The organism is Nocardioides sp. LHG3406-4, from assembly GCF_049897745.1.
In the GTDB taxonomy this organism is placed as follows: domain Bacteria; phylum Actinomycetota; class Actinomycetes; order Propionibacteriales; family Nocardioidaceae; genus Nocardioides.
In genome coordinates this window covers 557,006-577,629 of record NZ_JAFCWV010000001.1, presented here as the reverse complement: position 1 = coordinate 577,629, position 20,624 = coordinate 557,006, and the positions used below count along the sequence as shown (strand labels likewise).

General features: G+C 71.5%; 20 protein-coding genes and 1 tRNA gene. 11 read left to right on the top strand and 10 right to left on the bottom strand.

All coding sequences use genetic code 11. The features are described 5' to 3' along the window. Nucleotides 1-37 precede the first annotated feature (37 nt). Both ACP7BP_RS02755 and ACP7BP_RS02750 read right to left on the bottom strand, forming a co-directional pair. Nucleotides 38-694, bottom strand: a complete 657-nt coding sequence (locus ACP7BP_RS02755) for an SAF domain-containing protein (protein WP_426242255.1) — start codon at nucleotides 692-694, stop codon at nucleotides 38-40. A gap of 52 nt (nucleotides 695-746) precedes the next feature. Next, on the bottom strand, nucleotides 747-1,076 hold the full coding sequence (locus tag ACP7BP_RS02750) for an FmdB family zinc ribbon protein (protein ID WP_426242253.1): 330 nt from the start codon (nucleotides 1,074-1,076) through the stop codon (nucleotides 747-749). 56 nt (nucleotides 1,077-1,132) lie between these two features. Between ACP7BP_RS02750 and ACP7BP_RS02745 the strand changes: the two genes are divergently transcribed. Further along, complete coding sequence (locus ACP7BP_RS02745; RefSeq protein WP_426242251.1) at nucleotides 1,133-3,787, top strand: penicillin acylase family protein; 2,655 nt, start codon at nucleotides 1,133-1,135, stop codon at nucleotides 3,785-3,787. A gap of 110 nt (nucleotides 3,788-3,897) precedes the next feature. Here ACP7BP_RS02745 and ACP7BP_RS02740 read toward each other — a convergent pair whose 3' ends face one another. Further along, complete coding sequence (locus ACP7BP_RS02740; RefSeq protein ID WP_426242249.1) at nucleotides 3,898-4,488, bottom strand: 5-formyltetrahydrofolate cyclo-ligase; 591 nt, start codon at nucleotides 4,486-4,488, stop codon at nucleotides 3,898-3,900. Nucleotides 4,489-4,511: 23 nt separating this feature from the next. Between ACP7BP_RS02740 and ACP7BP_RS02735 the strand changes: the two genes are divergently transcribed. From ACP7BP_RS02735 to ACP7BP_RS02710, 6 genes are all read left to right on the top strand, one after another. Further along, a complete protein-coding gene (locus ACP7BP_RS02735) occupies nucleotides 4,512-5,897 on the top strand; it encodes a UTP--glucose-1-phosphate uridylyltransferase (RefSeq protein ID WP_426242247.1) in 1,386 nt (461 codons plus the stop codon). Then, entirely contained in the window at nucleotides 5,894-7,132 is a 1,239-nt protein-coding gene (glp, locus tag ACP7BP_RS02730) for a gephyrin-like molybdotransferase Glp (protein ID WP_426242245.1), read from the top strand. Before ACP7BP_RS02735 ends, glp begins: the two co-directional genes overlap by 4 nt. After that, entirely contained in the window at nucleotides 7,132-7,602 is a 471-nt protein-coding gene (gene moaC / locus ACP7BP_RS02725; RefSeq protein ID WP_426242243.1) for a cyclic pyranopterin monophosphate synthase MoaC, read from the top strand. The genes glp and moaC overlap by 1 nt, the downstream gene beginning before the upstream one ends. 2 nt (nucleotides 7,603-7,604) lie before the next feature. After that, nucleotides 7,605-8,087, top strand: a complete 483-nt coding sequence (locus tag ACP7BP_RS02720; RefSeq protein WP_426243377.1) for a MogA/MoaB family molybdenum cofactor biosynthesis protein — start codon at nucleotides 7,605-7,607, stop codon at nucleotides 8,085-8,087. Then, nucleotides 8,080-8,691, top strand: coding sequence for a GNAT family N-acetyltransferase (locus ACP7BP_RS02715; protein WP_426242241.1), 612 nt, complete (start codon nucleotides 8,080-8,082; stop codon nucleotides 8,689-8,691). The genes ACP7BP_RS02720 and ACP7BP_RS02715 overlap by 8 nt, the downstream gene beginning before the upstream one ends. A 149-nt stretch (nucleotides 8,692-8,840) precedes the next feature. Continuing rightward, the gene (locus tag ACP7BP_RS02710) at nucleotides 8,841-9,644 is read left to right on the top strand and encodes a hypothetical protein (protein ID WP_426242239.1); all 804 of its coding nucleotides are present in this window, start codon (nucleotides 8,841-8,843) and stop codon (nucleotides 9,642-9,644) included. 56 nt (nucleotides 9,645-9,700) lie between these two features. Here ACP7BP_RS02710 and katG read toward each other — a convergent pair whose 3' ends face one another. From katG to ACP7BP_RS02695, 3 genes are all read right to left on the bottom strand, one after another. After that, a complete protein-coding gene (gene katG / locus ACP7BP_RS02705) occupies nucleotides 9,701-11,890 on the bottom strand; it encodes a catalase/peroxidase HPI (protein ID WP_426242237.1) in 2,190 nt (729 codons plus the stop codon). A gap of 81 nt (nucleotides 11,891-11,971) precedes the next feature. Beyond that, nucleotides 11,972-12,370, bottom strand: coding sequence for a Fur family transcriptional regulator (locus ACP7BP_RS02700; protein ID WP_426243375.1), 399 nt, complete (start codon nucleotides 12,368-12,370; stop codon nucleotides 11,972-11,974). 113 nt (nucleotides 12,371-12,483) lie between these two features. After that, nucleotides 12,484-13,452 carry an ArsR/SmtB family transcription factor gene (locus ACP7BP_RS02695; RefSeq protein WP_426242235.1) on the bottom strand — a complete coding sequence of 323 codons (969 nt, stop codon included), beginning with the start codon at nucleotides 13,450-13,452 and terminating at the stop codon, nucleotides 12,484-12,486. Nucleotides 13,453-13,581: 129 nt separating this feature from the next. On the opposite strand from ACP7BP_RS02695, the gene ACP7BP_RS02690 reads away from it, so the two are divergent. Continuing rightward, nucleotides 13,582-14,076: a YybH family protein gene (locus tag ACP7BP_RS02690; protein WP_426242234.1), complete on the top strand. Its 495-nt coding sequence runs from the start codon at nucleotides 13,582-13,584 to the stop codon at nucleotides 14,074-14,076. 214 nt (nucleotides 14,077-14,290) lie between these two features. On the opposite strand, the gene ACP7BP_RS02685 is transcribed toward ACP7BP_RS02690, so the two are convergent. From ACP7BP_RS02685 to ACP7BP_RS02670, 4 genes are all read right to left on the bottom strand, one after another. Continuing rightward, nucleotides 14,291-14,686, bottom strand: a complete 396-nt coding sequence (locus tag ACP7BP_RS02685) for an MmcQ/YjbR family DNA-binding protein (RefSeq protein WP_426242232.1) — start codon at nucleotides 14,684-14,686, stop codon at nucleotides 14,291-14,293. 244 nt (nucleotides 14,687-14,930) lie between these two features. After that, a complete protein-coding gene (locus ACP7BP_RS02680) occupies nucleotides 14,931-15,257 on the bottom strand; it encodes a hypothetical protein (RefSeq protein ID WP_426242230.1) in 327 nt (108 codons plus the stop codon). Nucleotides 15,258-15,516: 259 nt separating this feature from the next. Next, a tRNA-Ala gene (locus tag ACP7BP_RS02675) sits at nucleotides 15,517-15,589 on the bottom strand. A 54-nt stretch (nucleotides 15,590-15,643) separates the two neighbouring features. Further along, complete coding sequence (locus ACP7BP_RS02670; protein WP_426242228.1) at nucleotides 15,644-17,302, bottom strand: dolichyl-phosphate-mannose--protein mannosyltransferase; 1,659 nt, start codon at nucleotides 17,300-17,302, stop codon at nucleotides 15,644-15,646. A gap of 49 nt (nucleotides 17,303-17,351) precedes the next feature. Between ACP7BP_RS02670 and rsmI the strand changes: the two genes are divergently transcribed. The 3 genes from rsmI (at nucleotide 17,352) to ACP7BP_RS02655 (ending at nucleotide 20,601) form a co-directional block, all read left to right on the top strand. Then, nucleotides 17,352-18,200 carry a 16S rRNA (cytidine(1402)-2'-O)-methyltransferase gene (gene rsmI / locus ACP7BP_RS02665; RefSeq protein WP_426242226.1) on the top strand — a complete coding sequence of 283 codons (849 nt, stop codon included), beginning with the start codon at nucleotides 17,352-17,354 and terminating at the stop codon, nucleotides 18,198-18,200. Beyond that, on the top strand, nucleotides 18,197-19,096 hold the full coding sequence (locus ACP7BP_RS02660) for a TatD family hydrolase (protein ID WP_426242225.1): 900 nt from the start codon (nucleotides 18,197-18,199) through the stop codon (nucleotides 19,094-19,096). The genes rsmI and ACP7BP_RS02660 overlap by 4 nt, the downstream gene beginning before the upstream one ends. A 377-nt stretch (nucleotides 19,097-19,473) precedes the next feature. Next, on the top strand, nucleotides 19,474-20,601 hold the full coding sequence (locus ACP7BP_RS02655; protein WP_426242223.1) for a ubiquitin-like domain-containing protein: 1,128 nt from the start codon (nucleotides 19,474-19,476) through the stop codon (nucleotides 20,599-20,601). The last annotated feature ends 23 nt before the right edge of the window (nucleotides 20,602-20,624 follow it).

Below are 20,624 nucleotides of genomic sequence, written 5' to 3'. Positions count from 1 at the left end.
CCCCGTGGGAGCGTGCCGAGGCAGGACGACCAGGAGGCTAGCGGCTCAGGACCACGCTGAGGAACTGGGTCGCCGCCACCCCGCCGACGTCGGCCAGTCGCGTCTCGGGCACCCCCAGCACCACTAGCCGTCCGGCCAGGCCCTCGGTGCGGGTCGACTGATCGGTGGCCGGGAGCGCCAGCACGGGCGCGTCGGTGAGCACGACGTCGGCCTCCCCGGACTCCGGGTCGGTGGCGAGGACGTCGATCCGGTCACCGACCCGCAGCAGTGCCACGGCATCGGCGTCGGGGATGCGTACCGGGTAGGCCGCGAGGCCGGGGTAGCCCTCGGCGAGCGTGGGAGAGACCAGCCGCACGTCCGTCACCGCCTCGCCGCGGCGTAACGGCGCCGCCAGAGTGCGGCCGAGTGGTCGCGGGTCGAGGGAGGTGGGTGCCGTGCCGTCGGCGTACGCCACCTCGGTCAGGTCGGCGGCGGCGAGGACCGTGCCGGACGGCAGGTCGCGCGCGGCGACGAGCACGACGTCGCTCGGCGGCGCCGGGGGCCGGGTCGCCAGCACGCCGACCAGGACCGCCGCGGCGGCACAGAGGAACGCGAGCAGCCTGCGGTGGGCCAGCACCCGGCGGCGAAGGAGGCGGCGCATCCCGCGGGCGCGCTCGCCCCCACGGTCGCGCAGGTCGGTGAACGTGGCAGCCATGCCCCGACGCTAGGCGGAATCGCCCTCGCCCGGCGGCGCTCGTCCACAGGGGTCAGTCGGAGGTGGCCTTCGACCCCGACGACCCGGACGCCCCGGAGCTCGAGGAGCCGGAGTCGGACGACTTCGACGGCGTGGCCGGCTTGGCGTCCGACTTCGAGGAGTCGGAGGAGGTGGTGGCCGCCGTCTTCGTCGTACTCGACTCGGCGGAACGGCTGTCGTTGCGGTAGAACCCCGAGCCCTTGAACACCACGCCCACGGCGTTGAAGACCTTGCGCAGCCGCCCGTCGCACTCGGGGCAATGGGTCAGCGCGTCGTCGCTGAAGCTCTGGAACTGCTCGAACGCGTGACCGCAGACGGTGCATGCGTACTGATATGTCGGCACGGCAGTCCATCGTACGTGACCGGAACCAGGCGTCTTACCGGGCACAATGTCCGGCGATGACCCAGCACGCGGCCACCCCGCCCCCCACCCCACCCGGCAGCGACGCCTCCCCGTCCGCCACGCCCTGGTGGCGGGTGTTCCGCGGCTGGCCCACGGCCGCCAGGTGGGCTGTCTACGTCGCGCTCGGGCTCGTCCTCGTCCTGGTCGCGGGCCTGGTCGTCGGCTGGGTCTTCTACCGCACGCCGCTGCCCCAGACCGACGGGGAGCTCGCGGTGCCGGGACTCCAGGCCCGGGTCGAGGTCGTCCGCGACGACATGGGCATCGCCCAGATCTACGCCGACTCCGACGCCGACCTGATGCGCGCGCAGGGCTTCGTGCACGCCCAGGAGCGCTTCTTCGAGATGGACGTACGCCGGCACGTCACCGCCGGCCGGCTCTCGGAGCTGTTCGGCGAGACCGGGCTCGAGACCGACAAGTTCATCCGCACCATGGGCTGGCGGGCGGTCGCCGAGGAGGAGGTCGCGCTGCTGGAGCCCGAGACCCGCGAGGCGCTGGAGCAGTACGCCGCGGGCGTCAACGCCTACCTCGACCAGCACGACCCGGCAGGCATCGCCGTGGAGTACACCCTCCTCCGCCTCGGCGGGCTCACTTACACGCCGGAGCCGTGGACGGCCGTCGACTCGCTCGCCTGGCTCAAGGCGATGGCCTGGGACCTGCGCGGCAACATGGCCGACGAGATGGACCGGGTCATCGCCGGCCTCGACCACGACCCGGCCGAGGTCGACCAGCTCTACCCGCCCTACGACGAGCAGGCCCACCGCCCGATCGTCACCCAGGGCGCCGTGGTCGACGGCGTCTACGAGCAGGACGCGACCCGCAACGCCACCCGCAAGCCGCAGCGGCCGGCGTACCCCGCGGCCGCCGTCGACGAGCTCGAGCGGCTCAGCGACGACGTCGCCGCGCTGCCCGCGCTGCTCGGCAAGGGCGACGGCATCGGCTCCAACAGCTGGGTCGTCGACGGCGAGCACTCGGCCACCGGCATGCCCCTGCTGGCCAACGACCCGCACCTGGGTATCAGCCAGCCGGGCATCTGGATGCAGCTCGGGCTGCACTGCCGCACGATCGACGAGGACTGCACCCTCGACGTCGCCGGCTTCACGTTCTCGGGCGTGCCCGGCGTCATCATCGGTCACAACGCCGACATCGCCTGGGGCTTCACCAACCTGGGTCCCGACGTGTCCGACCTCTATCTCGAGCAGGTGCGGGCGGGCGAGTGGAAGTACGACGGCGAATGGCGGCCGCTCGAGCAGCACACCGAGACGATCAAGGTGCGCGACGGCGAGGACTTCACGTTCCAGGTCCGCTCCACCGACCACGGGCCGCTGCTCTCCGACGTCTCGCCGGAGATCAGCAGCGTCGGCGCCAACGCGCCCGCCGACCCGGAAGACCCGGAGGCCACAGCCGACCGGGGCAACGGGTACGCCGTGGCCCTGCAGTGGACGGCGCTGCAGCCCGGACCGACCGCCGACGCGATCTTCGACCTCAACCGGGCCAGCGACTGGGAGTCCTTCCGCGAGGCGGCCAGCAGGTTCGACGTACCCGCGCAGAACCTCGTGTATGCCGACCGCGCGGGGCACATCGGCTACCAGGCGCCGGGTCGCGTGCCGATCCGCAAGTCGGGAAACGACGGCCGGCTGCCCGCACCGGGCTGGCTGCCGGAGAACGACTGGACCGGCGACTACGTGCCGTTCACGGCCCTGCCGAGCGTGCTCGACCCCGACGAGGGGTTCGTGGTGACGGCCAACCAGGCCGTGGTCGGGTCCGACTACCCCTACCAGCTGACGACGGACTGGGACCGCGGCTACCGCTCGCAGCGCATCCGCGACCTGATCGAGGCGGAGGGCGACCTGTCGGTGAGCGAGATGGCGCAGATCCAGCTCGACGAGCACAACCCGCTGGCGCCGACGCTGGTGCCGTACCTGCTCGACGTCGAGCTGCCCCGCGGCTACTACTCACGTGGCCAGCAGCTGCTGCGGGAGTGGGACTTCCAGGACCACGCCGACAGCGGCGCGGCGGCGTACTTCAACGTGGTCTGGAGCAACCTGCTGAGGCTCACCTTCCACGACGAGCTGCGCGAGCGGATCTGGCCCACGGGCGGCGACCGCTGGTTCGGTGTGATGGAGGGCCTGCTGACCGCGCCGGCCGGACCGTGGTGGGACGACCTCACCACCGACGACGTCGAGACCCGCGACGACATCCTGCGCCAGGCGATGATCGAGGCTCGCGACGAGATGACCGAGCGGCAGGCCCGCAATGCCGACGACTGGACCTGGGGCCACCTGCACCGGCTCAACCTGCACAGCTCGACGTTGGGGGAGTCTGGCATCGGGGCGATCGAGCGGCTGGTCAACCGCGACGGCGCCGAGGTCGGCGGCGGCTCGAGCGTCGTCAACGCGACGGGTTGGGACGCCACCGACGGGTACGCCGTCACGAGCGCGCCCTCGATGCGGATGGTCGTCTCGCTGGCCGACTTCGACGACTCGCGCTGGGTCAACCTCACCGGCGTCTCGGGCCACCCGGCCAGCGACCACTACGACGACCAGACCGAGCTGTTCGTCGAGGGCCGGACGCTGCCGTGGCTGTTCAGCCGGGAGGCGGTCGAGGAGGCGGCCGACGACACCTTGGTGCTGGTCCCGTCGGCCGGCGACTGACGCGCTGGCCGCCGGGGTTCGTGCGCGAGTCGTGGGGTTTGTGCCCAACGCAGAGGGCGCTAACCCCGGGAGTCACCGGATATCCGGTGACCCCAATAGGGAGGTCAGCCTCAGAACCGCACCACCCCCGACGGCGACACCGCCGCCGCGACTCGGCGGTCGTGCGCCTCGGCGGGCACGTCGCGGCCGACCTCGTCGTCGTACACCACGACACAAGTGAACGTGCCGACCGGCACCCGGGCGAGCGCGCGGTCGTAGGACCCGCCGCCGCGGCCCAGCCGCATGCCCGTGGAGGAGACGGCGAGCCCCGGCACGACCACCACATCGGCGGTGGCGACGGAGTCGACGCCGAGCGGTGGCGAGACGGGCTCGAGCAGCCCCCGCCCGGCCGCGACCAGCTCCGCCGAGCCGGTGTACACGGCCCAGTCGAGGTCGCCGTCGGGCAGCAGCACCGGCAGCACGACCCGCTTGCCGGCCTCGCCGAGCGCGTCGAGCAGCAACCCGGTGCCGGGCTCGCGACCGACGCCGACGTACGCCGCGACGGTGGCCGCGCGGCGTACCTCCGGGGCGGCCAGCAGGTGCCGCGCGATGCGGGCGGCGTCGTCGGCGGCCTCACCCAGGGGTCGGCGTCGCCGGGCCGCCAGGACCTGGTCGCGCAGCGCCACCTTGGCTGCCGACGGGGGCCCGGGTGTCAGGTTCACGCGGTCAGCCTACGATCGAGTGCATGGGTAGCACTGGCCTGGAGATCGCGCGCACCAAGATGCGCGACGCGGGCGTCGACGAGGTCGCCATCGAGACGTTCGCGCACTACTACCGGCTCCTCGAGCACGGCGAGACCGGGATGATCCCGGAGTCGACGATCGAGCCCCTGGAGATGGAGTCGCTCGCCGACGTCGACGTCGCCGACGAGGACGCCGCGGAGGCGATCAAGCACACCGCGGTGATCAAGCTCAACGGCGGCCTCGGCACCTCGATGGGCATGGACCGCGCCAAGTCGCTGCTTTGCGTACGCCGCGGCCTGTCCTTCCTCGACATCATCGCGCGCCAGGTGCTGCACCTGCGCGGCGAGTACGACGCGCCGCTCCCGCTGATCTTCATGAACAGCTTCCGCACCTCCGGCGACACCATGGCCGCGCTCAGTCGATACGAGGATCTCCCCGTCGAGGGCCTGCCACTGGAGTTCCTGCAGAACAAGGAGCCCAAGCTGCTCGTCGACGGGCTGCTCCCCGTGAGCTATCCGAAGGACCCCGACCTCGAGTGGTGCCCGCCCGGTCACGGCGACCTTTACACCGCGCTGCGCGGCACCGGGCTGCTCGGCCGGCTGATCGAGGCGGGCTACCGCCACGTCTTCGTGTCCAACTCCGACAACCTCGGCGCGGTGCCGGACGCCCGGGTGGCCGGCTGGTTCGCCACGTCCGGCGCGCCGTTCGCGATCGAGGCGGTTCGCCGCAGCCCCTCCGATCGCAAGGGCGGCCACTTCGCCAAGCGCCTCAACGACGGTCGCGTCGTGCTCCGCGAGAGCGCGCAGACGCCTCCGAAGGACCTGAAGGCGCTGGCCGACCTCGACCGGCACAAGTACACCTCCACCAACAACCTGTGGTTCGACCTGCGGGCCATGCAGGAGGCGCTCGACGCGCGCGACGGCATCCTCGGCCTGCCGCTGATCCGCAACGTCAAGCACGTCGACCCGGGTGACCCGAGCACCCCCGAGGTGATCCAGATCGAGACCGCCATGGGCGCCGCCATCGAGGTGTTCGACGGAGCCCGCACCATCGAGGTGGGCCGCGACCGGTTCGTGCCCGTCAAGACGACCAACGACCTGCTGGTGCTGCGCTCCGACATCTACGACCTCGGCCGCGACTTCGTGCTCGACCAGGCGAGCGACGCCGTGCCGTACGTCGAGCTCGACGGCGACTTCTACAAGCTGGTCGGCGACTTCGACAAGCGGTTCCCCGACGGCGCCCCGTCGCTGCGCGACGCCAAGTCCCTCACGATCGACGGCGACTTCACCTTCGGCCACGGGGTCAAGGTCGTCGGCGACGTCAGCCTCGACGCCGATTCCGCCCAGCGCGTCCCCGGCGGCACCGAGCTGCGGCAGGGTTCCGAGTGACGCCGCAGGCCGACCTCACCCCCGTCCCGGAGTTCCTCGACCGCATCCTGTCGACGGTCTCACCGCTGCAGGACTTCCCGCAGCCGCTGATGGAGGCGCTCGACCTCGCGGTCGCCGAGGACGTCGTCGCGCCGATCTCGCTGCCGAGCTTCGACAACTCCGGCATGGACGGGTACGCCGTGTGCGTGCGCGACGTCGCCACCGCCAGCGACGAGAGCCCTGTGCACCTGCCGGTAGTGGGGGAGATCGGCGCTGGCCAGGCGCGACTGATGGCGATGTCGCCCGGCACCGCCGTCAAGATCATGACCGGGGCGCCGATGCCCACCGGCGCCGACAGCGTCGTGCCCTACGAGTGGACCGATCGCGGCGTCGCGCGCGTCGTCATCACCAAGGCGCCGACCGAGGGCCAGCACATCCGCCGCGTCGGCGAGGACGTCGCTGAGGGCGAGGTGCTCATCGAGCACGGCACCGTGCTCGGCCCGCGGCACCTCGGCCTGCTCGCCGCCGTCGGGCGCTCCACGGTGCGGTCGCGGCCGCGGCCCCGCGTCGTGGTGATCTCCACCGGTTCCGAGCTGCGCGAGCCCGGCACCCAGCTCGGCCACGACTCCATCTACGACGGCAACTCGTTCCTGCTGGCCGCGGCGGCCCGCCGGGCCGGCGCCATCGCCTACCGCGTCGGCATCGTGCCGGACGACCCGCGGGCGTTCACCGACGCGCTCACCGACCAGCTCGTGCGGGCCGATCTCGTGGTGACCTCCGGCGGGGTGAGCGAAGGCGACTTCGACGTCGTCAAGGAGGCGTTGTCGTCACTCGGCACGGTGTGGTTCGGCGGTGTCGCGATGCAGCCGGGCAAGCCGCAGGGGTTCGGCGTCGTCGGCGAGGACCGCACGCCGATCTTCACGCTGCCCGGCAACCCGGTGTCGGCCTACATCTCCTTCGAGACCTTCGTGCTCCCCGCCCTGCGCCGGATGATGGGCAAGCTGCCCTACTCCCGTCCGTCGGCACGCGCCCGGCTCACCCACCCGTTCTCCTCGCCGGCGGGCAAGCGGCAGTTCGTCCGCGGTGCGTACGCCGTCGACCGCGGTGGCCCGTTCGTGAGTCCGGTCGGCGGGCACGGGTCCCACCTGCTGGGCGACCTGGCCGCGAGCAACGCGCTGATCGTCGTACCCGAGGAGACCACGTCGATGACTGCAGGTGAGATGGTTCAGGTCCTGCGACTGGACGAGGAGTTCTGATGGGTGACCGGCTGACCCACGTCGACGAGTCCGGCGCCGCCCGCATGGTCGACGTGTCGGGCAAGCCGGTCACCGCCCGGACCGCCTCTGCGTCGGGTCGGGTGCTGGTGTCGGCCGCCGTCGTGGAGCTGCTGCGTGGCGCCGGGGTGCCGAAGGGCGACACCCTCGCGGTCGCGCGGCTGGCGGGCATCATGGGCGCCAAGCAGACCCCGTCGCTGATCCCGCTCTGCCACCCGCTGGCCCTCTCGTCGGTCGGCGTCGACCTCGTCGTCACCGACGAGTCCGTCGACATCCGCGCCACCGTCACCACCACCGACCGCACCGGCGTCGAGATGGAGGCGCTGACGGCTGTCTCGGTCGCGGCGCTCACCGTCATCGACATGGTGAAGGCGGTCGACAAGGGCGCCGTCATCACCGACGTACGCGTCGAGACCAAGACCGGCGGCACGTCCGGGGACTGGTCCCGGTGACCCTGCCGGGCGCCGTGGTGGTCGCCTCCAACCGCGCCGCGGCCGGGGTGTACGCCGACGAGACGGGCCCGCTGATCGTCGACTTCCTGCGCGGTGCCGGCTTCTCGTGCGGCGAGCCGGCGGTGGTGCCCGACGGCGAACCGGTGGCAGCCGCGATCCGGTCCGCGATCGACGCCGGGGCCCGCGTCGTGCTCACCACCGGCGGCACCGGCCTCACCCCCACGGACCGCACCCCCGAGGCCACCCGGCCCTTGCTCGACCGCGAGGTGCCCGGCATGGCCGAGGCGATCCGGGCGCATGGGCAGGCGAAGGGAGTGCCGACGGCGATGCTGTCGCGCGGTCTCGCGGGCGTCGCGGGGCAGTGCCTGGTGGTCAACCTGCCCGGGTCGCGCGGCGGCGTGAAGGACGGCCTGGCCGTGCTCGAGCCGGTGCTGGTGCACGCTGTCGAGCAGGTAGTCGGCAGCGACCATGCGGCTGGTGCGTGAGCTCCCGGTGGCTCCCGGCTGGCCGGCGCGGCTGACGCACGGCGCGATCACCGTGCGGCCGCTGAGCAGAGGCGACGGCGAGGCATGGCGCGAGGTGCGCGAGCGCAACGCAGACTGGCTGCGGCACTGGGAGGCGACCGTGCCACCCGGGCCGACCACCGGCGCCCGGCCGTCGTCGTACCGTGCCCTGGTGCGTCGCCTGCGCAGGCTGGCCCGCGACGGGATGGCGATGCCGTTCGCGATCGAGGTCGACGGCCGGTTCGTCGGGCAGGTGACGGTGAACAACATCGTGCGCGGGTCGGCGCAGTTCGCGTCGATCGGCTACTGGATCGACGAGGCGGTCGCCGGGCGAGGGCTGATGCCCCAGGCGGTCGCGATGGTCATCGACCACTGCTTCCTGACGGCGGGCCTGCACCGCATCGAGATCTGCATCCGGCCCGAGAACACCAACTCGCTGCGGGTGGTGGAGAAGCTCGGGCTGCGGGAGGTGGGCTACGCGCCGCGCTTCCTGCACATCGACGGGGACTGGCGCGACCACCGCATCTACGCGGTGACCGTCGAGGAGGCCCCGCACGGCCTGCTGTCGCGACTGTCCGACGGGTAGTCCGGGGCAAATCGGGGCTGTGAGCGGCCTCGGAGCCCTGATCTGCACCGGACTACCCAGGGTCGCGATCACATCAGTCACACAGGTTGCCCTGCGACACACCTGTTGACATCCGTCTCAACCTGCGCTGTCGCTCATAACCTCAGACCGTGGACCTCAGCGCTCTCATCTTCGTGGCCCTTGCCGTCGCGTGGGGCGTGTACCTCGTCCCCAAGGCGCTCCGGCACCACGACGAGGTCCAGCGCAGCCGCTCGGTCGACCGCTTCTCCCAGACCATGCGGGTGCTGGCCCGGCGGGAGCCCGTCGGCCGCCGCGACGCCCGCCTGGTCGTCACTCCCGGCCGCTCCGTGTCCGTGCCCGTGGTCGAGACCAAGGGCCAGCCGCCGGTGGCGGTCACCGCCGACACGCAGCGCGCCGCCGCCAATCGCGCCGCCCGCCGCCGTCGCAACGTGCTCACCCTGATCCTGCTCGTCAACTTCGCCGTGATCGCCGTGGCTTCTGCGTCCGTCATCGCGTGGGCGTACGTCGCCATCCCGGCCGGCCTGCTCGTGGCCTGGCTGGTCGCCTGCCGGCTGATGGTGAAGCGGGAGCGCGCCGCCTTCGTCCCCGCCACGCGGACCGCGCCCGAGGTGGCCGACGAGGACGACGACACCTCGGCCGGCATCCCGCCCGTGCGTGCCGACCTGGGCTCCGACATCGCCGAGGAGGCCGTCACCGCCTCGTCCCTGGTGTCAACCGACCCGTCGATGTGGGACATGGTGCCGGTGACGCTGCCGACCTACGTCTCGAAGCCCGCCGCCGTACGACGCAGCGTGCAGACCATCGACCTCGACTCGACCGGCGTGTGGAGCTCGGGTCGCAGCGAGGTCGACTCCGCCCTCGCGCGCTCGGCCGAGGACCAGGCGAAGGCCGACAAGGCTGCCGCCGACGACCACCGCGCCGTGGGTTCCTAACCCGCACCCACGCGCGCGTCCAGGCCGGCCGCGAGGGCCGACCTGGACGCTGATGCTCAGGCGAGGTCGAACCGGTCGAGGTTCATCACCTTGACCCAGGCGGCGACGAAGTCGTGCACCAGCCTCTCCTCGGCGTCGTCGCTCGCGTACACCTCGGCGAGTGCCCGGAGCTGGGAGTTCGCGCCGAAGACCAGGTCCACGGCCGTGGCGGTGCGGGTGACCTCGCCGCTGGCGCGGTCGCGGCCCTCGAACACGTTCTCGCTCGAGGCCGACGCCTTCCACTCCGTGTCCTGGTCGAGCAGGGTCACGAAGAAGTCGTTCGTCAGCGCCTCGGCGCGCTCGGTGAAGACGCCGTGCCGGGTGCCGTCGACGTTGGTGCCCAGCGCCCGCATGCCGCCGACCAGCACCGTCATCTCGGGCGCGCTCAGCTCCAGCATGTAGGCACGGTCGAGCAACAGCGTCTCGGGCGGCAGCTTCTCCCCGACCCGGAGGTAGTTGCGGAAGCCGTCGGCCCGCGGCTCGAGCACGGTGAACGACTCCACGTCGGTCTGCTCCTGCGAGGCGTCGGTGCGCCCGGGCGTGAACGGAACCTGGACGTCGACGCCGGCGTTCCTGGCCGCCTGCTCGACCGCGGCGCACCCGCCGAGCACGATCAGGTCGGCCAGCGAGACCCGCTTGCCCCCGGACTGGGCGGCGTTGAAGTCCTGTTGCACCTGCTCGAGCACCGGCAGCACCCGGGCCAGCTGCGCCGGCTCGTTGACCTCCCAGTCCTTCTGCGGCGCCAGCCGGATCCGCGCGCCGTTGGCGCCGCCGCGCTTGTCGGTGCCCCGGAAGCTCGCCGCCGAGGCCCAGGCGGTGGAGACGAGCTGGGAGACGGACAGCCCCGAGGACAGCAGCCTCTCCTTCAGTACGGCGACGTCGTCGGCCGTGACGAGCTCGTGGTCGACCGGGGGCACCGGGTCCTGCCAGAGCTGCGGCTCCGCCACCCACGGGCCGAGGTAGCGGGACACGGGTCCCATGTCGCGGTGCAGGAGCTTGTACCAGGCCTTGGCGAAGGCCTCGGCGAACTGCTCGGGGTTCTCCAGGAATCGCCTGGAGACCTTCTCGTAGGCGGGGTCGACGCGCAGGGCGAGGTCGGTCGTCAGCATCGTCGGGCGCCGCTTCTTCTGCGGGTCGTGGGGGTCCGGGATCGTGGCCTCGGCGTCCTTCGCGACCCACTGGTGTGCCCCGGCGGGGCTCTTCGACAGCTCCCACTCGAATCCGAAGAGGTTCTCGAAGAAGTTGATGCTCCAGCGGGTGGGCGTGGTGGTCCAGGTGACCTCGAGGCCGCTGGTGATCGCGTCCGGGCCCTTGCCGCTGCCGTAGGTGCTGCGCCAGCCCAGGCCCTGCTCCTCGAGCGGTGCGGCTTCGGGCTCGGGGCCCACGTGGTCGGCCGGTCCGGCCCCGTGGGTCTTGCCGAAGGAGTGTCCTCCTGCGATCAGGGCGACGGTCTCCTCGTCGTTCATCGCCATCCGGCGGAACGTCTCTCGGATGTCGCGGGCCGCGGCCAGCGGGTCGGGCGTCCCGTTCGGGCCCTCCGGGTTGACGTAGATTAGGCCCATCTGCACGGCGCCGAGCGATCCGGAGAGCTCGCGGTCCCCGGCATACCGCTCGTCGCCGAGCCAGGCGTCCTCGGGACCCCAGAAGATCTCCTCCGGCTCCCAGACGTCCTCCCGCCCGAAGCCGAAGCCGAACGTCTTGAAGCCCATCGACTCGAGGGCGACGTTGCCGGCGAGGACCAGGAGGTCGGCCCAGGAGATCGCCGTGCCGTACTTCTTCTTGACCGGCCACAGCAGCCGGCGGGCCTTGTCGAGGTTCGCGTTGTCGGGCCAGCTGTTGAGGGGGGCGAAGCGCTGGGCGCCGTCGCCGGCCCCGCCCCGGCCGTCGGCGATGCGGTAGGTGCCGGCGGAGTGCCAGCTCATCCGGATGAAGAGGCCGCCGTAGTGGCCGAAGTCGGCGGGCCACCAGTCCTGCGAGGTGGTCATCAGCTCGGTGACGTCCCTCTTCAGCGCCTCGACGTCGAGCGTGCTGAAGGCCTCGGCGTAGTCGAACCCCGCGCCCAGCGGGTTGGACGCCGGCGAGTGCTGGTGGAGCACCTGCAGGTCGAGCTGGTTGGGCCACCAGTCCTTGTTGGTCCGGGGCCGGGTCCCCTTCGGTGTGGGGGAGTCGATGACCGGGTTCTCACTCTCGCTGCCGTGTTCAGACACGTCGTGCGTCTCCTTCTCGGTGGTCCTGGATGGTTGGGTCTCGATGGTTGGGTCCGGATGGGTGGGTCTGTCTCGGGTTGCTCAGCCGGCCGGGCTGCACTCGGGGCAATGGCCCCAGTAGACGACCTCGGCCTCGTCGATCGCGTAGCCGTGGTCGTCGGAGGCGGTCAGGCACGGCGCGTCACCGACTGCGCAGTCGACGTCGGAGATGGCTCCGCACGTACGGCACACGACGTGGTGGTGGTTGTCCCCGACCCGAGCCTCGTAGCGGGCCACGGACCCGGCCGGCTGGATGCGCCGGACGAGGCCAGCCTCCGTGAGCGCACGCAGCACGTCGTACACCGTCTGGTGTGACACGTCGGGCAGATCGGCCCGCACCGCACGGATGATCGAGTCCGTGTCGGCATGCGGGCTCCCGTGCACCTTCGTCAGCACCGCGACGCGAGGACGAGTCACCCGCAGGGCGGCCTCGCGCAGCATCTGCTCGTAGCGGGAGGTGGCGGCCACCGCCGCAGTCTGACCCGCGTTCTGGAGGCAGTCAAGATTTCTAGTGGTCTGTTGGCCGGGGATCAACCGTCCACTCAGCCGTCCACTCAGCCATCCACCAGGGAGCGGCCCCGGGTGGTGAGCCCGTAGTGCACCTGCTTGCCGTCGGGCTCCCGGTAGACCAGACCGGTGCGCACGAGGACGCCGAGGTGGTGGGAGACGGTCGGCTTGGCCAGGGCGTGCCTGGAGGCGAGATCGGTGGGCGTCCGCTCGACCACCAGGTCGCGCAGGATGCCCGCCCGGGTACGGCCCAGCAGGTCGCCCAACGCGGCGGCGTCCCGGGCCGAGCGCAGCGCGCGGCTGGCCGGGTAGACCAGGCTGGCGTCGTCGCCGCAGACCTGGACGATCAGGTGGGACCACGACGTGACCGACGGCGAGAGCACCAGCTCCTGGTCGACGAAGCGCACGTGCTCGGCGTACGGCATGTCGATCCGGAGGCAGGCGCCGTCCCAGCTGACCTGTCGGTGGATGCCGGCGAAGACGGTGCCCATGCCGAAGCGAGCCGCGCTCCTGGAGACCCGGGTGACCTCGTCGCGCACCAGGCCCTGGAGATCGCCCCACCAGTCCGCCATCGTCTCGTCGCGGAACCTCGCCAGCCCCTCGGCGGCGCGCCGTGCCAGCGTGCCGTCCTCTGCCGCGGCGCGCACCCGGCCGGCGTCGGCCGGGTCGGCCCCGAGCCAGAGCGCGACCTGCTCCGCGACCCGGTCGGCGGGCGCGGTCGCCACCTGCTCCAGCTGTACGTTGAGGTCCACCGGCCCCGCGGACCGCTGACCCAGCAGCGCCGGCGCCCGTGGAGTGAGGAAGTCGGGTCGGTAGCCCGTGCCGGAGATCATCGACGCCACGAGGGCGACGTCCGGGTCCGCGACCAGCCGCCTGGTCGCGTCCGGGGGACGGCCCAGGACCGGGTGCCGCTCCCCGAGGCGGGCCGTGCGCAGCCAGCCGAGGATCTCGTGCACCGGGGATGGGCGGACGGAGACGCGAGCGAGGCTCGCGCTGTCCAGCTCCACCTCGATCACTCCGTGAGTCTAGGAGGAAGCCGCCGGACGCCGCGAGGGTTCGATCCAGGTCGAATCGTTCGCGCCGCGACCCCGGATCGGTCGAGCCTCGTCGGGTCCCGCAAACTACCCGCACCCAAGGAGATCCACATGCGCGCCAAGCTGATCCTCGCCCTCGCCACGATGTCCGTCGCCGCCCTGTCGACCACGGTGGTCGCTGCCAACCCGGGCGCCGCCTCCGGGGCCTCCACGCACGACCACGCCAAGGGGTGCGAGCGCTCCTTCGAGGCGGCGGTCGAGGACTACCGGGTGACCACCTTCGAGAAGGACGCGGACGGCTTCAACGCCCTGCTCGCAGACGACGTCACCGTGGTGCTCGCGGAGGGCACCACCCTGGTCGGCAAGAAGGCCTCCGCCGACTTCGTCGAGGCCTTCTTCGGCAACCCCGCCTGGACCCAGACCCTCGACGTCGTACGGACGGTCAAGCACCGGTGCCAGACCGCGTTCGTCCTGTTCGACTCCGTGCTCACGATGACCCCTGGCGGCACGCCCGAGCCGCTGGCGATCGGTGTCACCTTCGTCCGCGAGCGCGGCCAGTGGCTGGTGCTCCACAACCAGGACAGCACGGGACCCGTGGCCTCCTGAGTCGGGCGCGGGGATCGGTCGCGGTCGATCGTGAGGGCCTCGAAGCCCGATCCTCAGTCCGTCACCTCGAACGCGACGACGGCGACGGGGTTCTCGAACTCGCTGCGACGCAGGCTGACCTGGACCCGCCAGGTGCCCGCACCCTCGACCGTGGTCTCCTCCGTCGAGGGCGTCGTGCCGGCGTACGTCCGGCCGCAACCGTGGGCCGCCCCGTTCAGCTGCGCGGGAGAGTACGGCGGAACGTCTCGGGGTCCACGGGCCGGTGCCGCGCGGGAAGCCCTTGGACGACGAGCAGGTACGACTCGGTCACGAGGTCGTCGACGAGCTCCGTGGCCAGGCCGCCCCCAGGGTGGAGGGTGATCCAGTGCATCTTGTTCATGTGGTAGCCCGGCGTGATCTCCCGGTGAGCTACGCGCAGCGACACCACGTCGGCGGGATCTGCCTTGAGGATCACGACCGGTTCACCCGGCATGGCGGTCTGCAGCATGAACACCTTGCCGCCGACCTTCCAGGTCTCCCAGTCCCCAGTGGACTGCTGGGTCCGCTCCGCGCCGGGGAGCTCGGCGGCGCGCGCCGCCGACCTCTCCTGCAGCGTCATGGCATGGTGCATCTCACTCTCCTGGATGTGCCTGTGGTGGACGCTTCGGCGAGCCGGCGAGACGCCTCGGCAGTGGACGGGATTCGGGCTGAGACTCGCTGGCCTGGGTGGTCTGTGCAGTCGCTGATGCGTCTCTCCCCGGAGCTCATGGCGCCCCTCTGCGTCTTCTGGTCCCGGGCCGGGGAGCGCCACGGGTCCCGCCGGCCTCCTACGTGAGAGGGGCGACGGTCACCTACCGTCGAGCCTCCAGCCATGCTCAACGGTAGAGACCGTCGTAGCGTTGACCGTGGGCGTCGGTGAAGCTCAGGCCCACGACGCCACCGTCCTTGACGAGCCAGCGCACGTCGTACGTCGCACGGTAGGAGGGCGGCCAGAACGACGAGAAGCGACCGTCCTCGACCACGGCCCATTCGCCCGTCGTGGATTGACCGTGTTCGACGTAGATCGTCGAGCCGTTCGGGTCGAAGGTCTGAGTCGCTCCATCGCTGTACACCAGCTCGGCGCTCGTCAGCGCTGCGAGCATGTCCTCGGCAGGTACCGGTTCCCCGTCAGACGCCTGGGTGGTGGGAAGTGCAGCAGACATGGGGGTCCTCCTCGATGCGCCCGCACCCTGTCGGCGCGAGCTGGACATCTTCCTGTGTTCGGACTCGAAGGCGGTCTTACGCGGTGAGCGGGCATGTCTTGCCCCAACTCGCGTGCGTGCGGGACGCGTGTGCTCGGCGAGGCCCGCAGCAGGACGGAACCGCGATCTCGGCGAATCGCCGCCCTGAGATTCGCAGGGCGAAGAGTGTGGAAATGCATGAAGCGGCAGGTCAGGGACCTGCCGCTTCTGCTGCAATCTGTGGAGCTGAGGGGATTCGAACCCCTGACCTTCTCATTGCGAACGAGACGCGCTACCAACTGCGCCACAGCCCCATGTGCGTCCGAAAAGATAGCACCCGCTCGGAGTCGGCTCCCAATCAGTGGGCGCTAGATCCAGCGCTTGAACCAGACCCGGTCCATCCACTCGTCGTGGGTGAGCAGGACGTCGGTCCAGATCGGCCAGAACCAGGCGAAGTTCGCGAGCACCAGCACGAAGAACGAGCCGGCGACGATCACCCCGGCCGTACGACGCGGTGAGGGCGTGCGTGAGGCGCCGATGAGCTTGCCCATGGCCAGCGTGATCGCCAGCACGACGAAGGGCAGGCAGCAGATGGCGTAGAAGATGAAGATCGGCCGGTCGTCGTACATCAGCCAGGGCAGCCACGTGGAGGCGACGCCCACGACCGCCACGCCGAAGCGCCAGTCGCGCGCACCGGCCCACATGACCACCGCGAGGAGCAGCGCGAGACAGCCGCCCCACCACAGCACGGGGTTGCCGAGCAGCAGCACCTGGCGCAGGCAGTCGCTGCCCGGCGGTGCCTCGCAGCCCTGGCTGCCGGGCTTGATGTCGAGCTGGGCGTCGACGCCCACCGGGCGGTTCATCAGCAGCCAGCCGCTCGGCTTGGAGGCGTAGACGTGCGTGCTGTCGTTGAGGAAGTGCGCGTGGAACATGTAGACGTCGCGGTGGTAGTGCGCCAGCGACCGCAGCGACTGCGACACCTCCCCGAGGCCCGAGGCGTCCGGCTCGGTCGCGGTGGGCCACTGCTTGCCGCCGCCGTACTGCGTGTACTGCGAGTCGCTGAGCGTCGACCGCTCGTACTCTCCCGCGTGGGCGAGCCAGCCGCCCCAGGTCGCGACGTAGACGACGAGGGCGACCATGACGAGGGAGAAGAAGGCGGGTACGCCGTCGACCAGGGCCGACCTCGCCGTCGCCCAGCGCACTCCGTGGCTGCGCCGCGCACCGGCGCTCCACAGCCATACCAGCACGCCGAACGCGGCCATCGGGTAGAGCGCGGTCCACTTGGTGCCGATCGCGAGCCCGAAGCAGACCCCGGCGCCGACCAGCCACGGCCGCCACAGGACCCGGCCTCCCCAGCCGGACGCAGACGTCGTACGACGCGCGAGACGCTGCCGGAACCAGGCGCGGTCGGCCACGAGGCAGTGCGCCCCGCACAGCAGGAAGAAGGCCAGGAAGATGTCGAGCAGCCCGAGCCGGGAGAGCACCAGATGCAGGCCGTCGAAGGAGAGCAGCAGGCCGCCGACCAGGCCGAGAGAGGTCGAGCCGGTGACCCGGCGGATGAAGCGGCACATCACCAGCACCATCAGCGACCCGACCACGGCGGCGGCGATGCGCCAGCCGAAGGGGTCCATGCCGAAGGCCTTCTCGCCGAGCCCGATCAGCCACTTGCCGAGCTCGGGGTGGACGATCATCGACGGCTCGTCCTTCCAGATGCCCGTCGTCTGACCGTTCAGGATCGTGCGGTCGGCCTCGTCGACGTAGGTGCGGACGTAGCCGAAGTGGAGCATCGACCAGGCGTCCTTGGCGTAGTAGGTCTCGTCGAAGGAGAACTGGTGCGGTGTGCCGAGCCGCCAGACGCGCAGGAAGAGGGCGAGCACCGTGATCGCGATGGCGCCGGTCCAGCCGACGATCGGGTCCTCGGCGAAGCGCCAGCCCCGAGCGCGCTCGGTCGCGAGCGGGACCTCGTCGCCCGAGACCGTCCGGGAGAGCGCGACCGTCTCCTGCTCAGGGGGCGCGCCGGTGCTCACGACCGGCACTGTATCCGCGGGCCGGGACCCGACCGGGCAGGATGGGGGCATGAGCGACGAGGGCGGGATCGGAGTCCTGGTGCTCGCGGGTACGCCGATCGGCCAGGCCGGGGACGCCCCGGCCCGGCTCGCCGCGGAGCTCGCCGGCGCCGACGTCGTCGCCGCCGAGGACACCCGCCGGCTCAGGCGGCTCACCGCCGACCTCGGCGTCACGATCAGCGGGCGGGTCGTGTCGTACTTCGAGGGCAACGAGTCGGCCCGCACCCCGAGTCTGGTCGAGGCCCTGCTGGCCGGGCAGCGGGTCGTGCTGGTGACCGACGCGGGGATGCCGAGCGTGTCCGACCCGGGCTACCGGCTGGTGGCCGCGGCCGTCGAGCAGGGCGTGCGGGTGACCGCCGTGCCCGGGCCCTCCGCCGTACTGACAGCCCTGGCCGTCAGCGGCCTGCCCGTCGACCGCTTCTGCTTCGAGGGCTTCCTGCCGCGCAAGGCCGGCGAACGAGCCCGGCGGCTGACCGCGCTGGCCGCGGAGGAGCGCACCCTCGTCTTCTTCGAGGCGCCGCACCGCACCGAGGCGGCGCTGGCGGCGATGGCGCAGGCGTGGGGCGACGACCGGCCCGCGGCCGTGTGTCGGGAGCTGACCAAGACCCACGAGGAGGTACGCCGCGGCGGCCTGCGCGAGCTCGCCGAATGGGCGGCCGGGGGAGTGCGCGGCGAGGTCACCATCGTGGTGGCCGGGGCTCCGGGCGGACCCACCGTCGCGAACGACCCGGAGTCGCTGCGGTCGGCCGTGGCCCACATGGAGGAGGCTGGAGTGAGTCGCAAGGACGCCATCGTGGAGGTGGCCCGGGCCGCCGGGGTGCCGAAGCGCGAGGTCTACAACCTGGTGCACAGCTCATGAGCGGGACCCAGGACCGGCCGCTGCGCGAGCGCGCCGCGACCGAGGAGACGACCGGCGCCCGACGTGACCGGGAGCGGCCGCCGGCTCCCGAGCCCCTCCCTCATCCCGTCGTCGACAACCACTGCCATCTCGACATCGCCGACGGCGACTGGGTCGACCCCGCGGCGGCCATCGAGGCCGCCCGGGCCGTCAACGTCACCCGGATCGTGCAGATCGGCTGCGACCTGCCGGGTGCGCGCTGGGCCGTCGACGCGGCGGCCACCCACGACGCCCTGATCGCCGGCGTGGCCCTGCACCCCAACGAGGCACCCAAGCTCGCGGCGGCCGGCAGCCTCGACGACGCGATGGCCGAGATCGAGCGGCTCGCACAGGCCCACGACAAGGTGCGCGCGGTGGGGGAGACCGGGCTCGACCACTTCCGCACCAGCCCGGAGGGACTCGCCGCGCAGGAGGACAGCTTCCGGCGCCACATCGATCTGGCGAAACGGCTCGACAAGACCCTGGTCATCCACGACCGCGACGCGCACGCCGACGTCCTGCGCGTCCTCGACGAGGAGGGTGCGCCGCAGCGCTGGGTGATGCACTGTTTCTCCGGTGACGCGGCGTTCGCCCGGGCCTGTCTCGACCGCGGCGCCCATCTCAGCTTCGCCGGCACCGTCACGTTCAAGAACGCCGACCCGCAGCGCGGGGCACTGGCCATGGCGCCGCAGGACCGGATCCTGGTCGAGACCGACGCGCCGTACCTCACACCGGTGCCCTATCGCGGCCGCCCGAACGCGTCGTACCTCGTGCCGCACACGATGCGGCTGATGGCCGAGGTCCGCGGCGGGGACCTCGGCGAGCTGTGCGCGGCCGTGGACGCCAACACCGAGAGGGCGTTCGGCGGGACCTGGTGAGCGGCCGCGAACCTGCGGTTTGGTCACAAACCGCAGGTTTGGGCGCCGAAATGCCGTGGATTGGTCCCAAACCGCAGACGTTCTGTGCCGCCCGGGCGAACATCCGCCCCGCCCGAGCGGCGTGACGCAGCGCACGAGTATCGGCGTTCGAGTTTGCATACCACCCCTTCGCCGTTATCGTTCTGTGACTGATGGCCGGGATCGGGACGATTTCAGCCAGTGCACCAGGTGGCCCCGAGGTTGAGCTCGGAGTATGAGTCGGCCGCCTCCGCGAGACCCCCGCTCGCTTCCCCACTCCCCCACCGGTGAGTGCTGCGCGCGGTCGGACGAGCGGAGCACTGGTCCCGAGGCCCGGGGAGTTCGACGTTCGGAGAATCGTGCGCTCACGCATCGCACACCTCAGCAAGAGCAAGACCGTACTGGCCGTCCTGGTCGGCTTCGTGATCGCCGCGGTCGCCGGTACGACGGTCGGCTACGCAGCCCTGACGCGGTCGGTGACCCTGTCCCTGGACGGCGAGACCCGGCAGGTCAGCGCCATGGGCGGGACGGTCGGAGAAGTCCTCGCCGATGAAGGCGTCGAGGTCGGCCCCCACGACGTGGTGGCTCCCTCGCTCGACCAGCAGGTCAGCGACGGTGCCGAGATCGCGGTGCGCTTCGGCCGCCCACTCGAGCTCAACGTGGACGGCGACGAGGAGACCCACTGGGTGACCGCGACCAACGTCAGCGAGGCCCTCAGCCAGATCGGTCGCAGCTTCCACAGCGCCGACCTCTCGGTGAGCCGCGGAGCCGACATCGAGCGCGGTGGGATGGCCGTCGAGGTCATCACCCCCAAGAAGCTCACCGTCAAGGTCGCGGACAAGAAGCATCGCGAGGTCGGGGTCACCGCCCTCACCGTGGAGGACGCCCTCGACGAGCTCGGTGTCGCGGTCGACGCGGACGACCAGGTCAAGCCGGCCCTCGGCAAGGAGATCACCGACGGCGACAAGGTGTCGGTCACCCGCATCAAGGTCGTCACGAAGGCGGTCAAGGACGAGGTCATCGACTTCGCCACGATCAAGAAGGACGACTCCTCCATGCTTGAGGGCGAGTCCTCGACCGAGCGTGAGGGCCGCCCCGGCCTGCGCGACGTCACCTACAAGCTGCGCTTCGAGAACGGCGAGCTGGTGTCGCGCAAGGTCGTCGACGCCGAGGTGACCCGCAAGCCCACCGACGCGATCGTCAACGTCGGCACCCGGTCCGACGGCCCCAACTTCGCCAGCGGCAACACCGTCTGGGACGCCCTCGCCCAGTGCGAGTCGGGCGGCAACTGGGCGATCAACACCGGCAACGGCTACTACGGCGGCCTGCAGTTCAACCTCGGCACCTGGCAGGCCTACGGCGGCAGCGGGCTGCCCAGCCAGGCCAGCCGCGAGACCCAGATCGCGATCGCCACGAAGCTCCGTGACGCCTCCGGCGGGTACGGCGCCTGGCCGGGCTGCTCCGCGAAGCTCGGCCTGCCGCGCTGATCAACGCCTCGGCAGGGTTCACC

What these genes read in the sequence shown, in the direction of transcription:
- ACP7BP_RS02735 (WP_426242247.1), top strand. Translation starts at nt 4,512, where the DNA reads ATGGGTAGCACTGGCCTGGAGATCGCGCGCACCAAGATGCGCGACGCG.
- ACP7BP_RS02685 (WP_426242232.1), bottom strand. Translation starts at nt 14,686, where the DNA reads ATGCACCATGCCATGACGCTGCAGGAGAGGTCGGCGGCGCGCGCCGCC.
- ACP7BP_RS02700 (WP_426243375.1), bottom strand. Translation starts at nt 12,370, where the DNA reads ATGCTGCGCGAGGCCGCCCTGCGGGTGACTCGTCCTCGCGTCGCGGTG.
- rsmI (WP_426242226.1), top strand. Translation starts at nt 17,352, where the DNA reads ATGAGCGACGAGGGCGGGATCGGAGTCCTGGTGCTCGCGGGTACGCCG.
- ACP7BP_RS02680 (WP_426242230.1), bottom strand. Translation starts at nt 15,257, where the DNA reads ATGTCTGCTGCACTTCCCACCACCCAGGCGTCTGACGGGGAACCGGTA.
- ACP7BP_RS02745 (WP_426242251.1), top strand. Translation starts at nt 1,133, where the DNA reads ATGACCCAGCACGCGGCCACCCCGCCCCCCACCCCACCCGGCAGCGAC.
- ACP7BP_RS02690 (WP_426242234.1), top strand. Translation starts at nt 13,582, where the DNA reads ATGCGCGCCAAGCTGATCCTCGCCCTCGCCACGATGTCCGTCGCCGCC.
- moaC (WP_426242243.1), top strand. Translation starts at nt 7,132, where the DNA reads ATGGGTGACCGGCTGACCCACGTCGACGAGTCCGGCGCCGCCCGCATG.
- ACP7BP_RS02660 (WP_426242225.1), top strand. Translation starts at nt 18,197, where the DNA reads ATGAGCGGGACCCAGGACCGGCCGCTGCGCGAGCGCGCCGCGACCGAG.
- ACP7BP_RS02755 (WP_426242255.1), bottom strand. Translation starts at nt 694, where the DNA reads ATGGCTGCCACGTTCACCGACCTGCGCGACCGTGGGGGCGAGCGCGCC.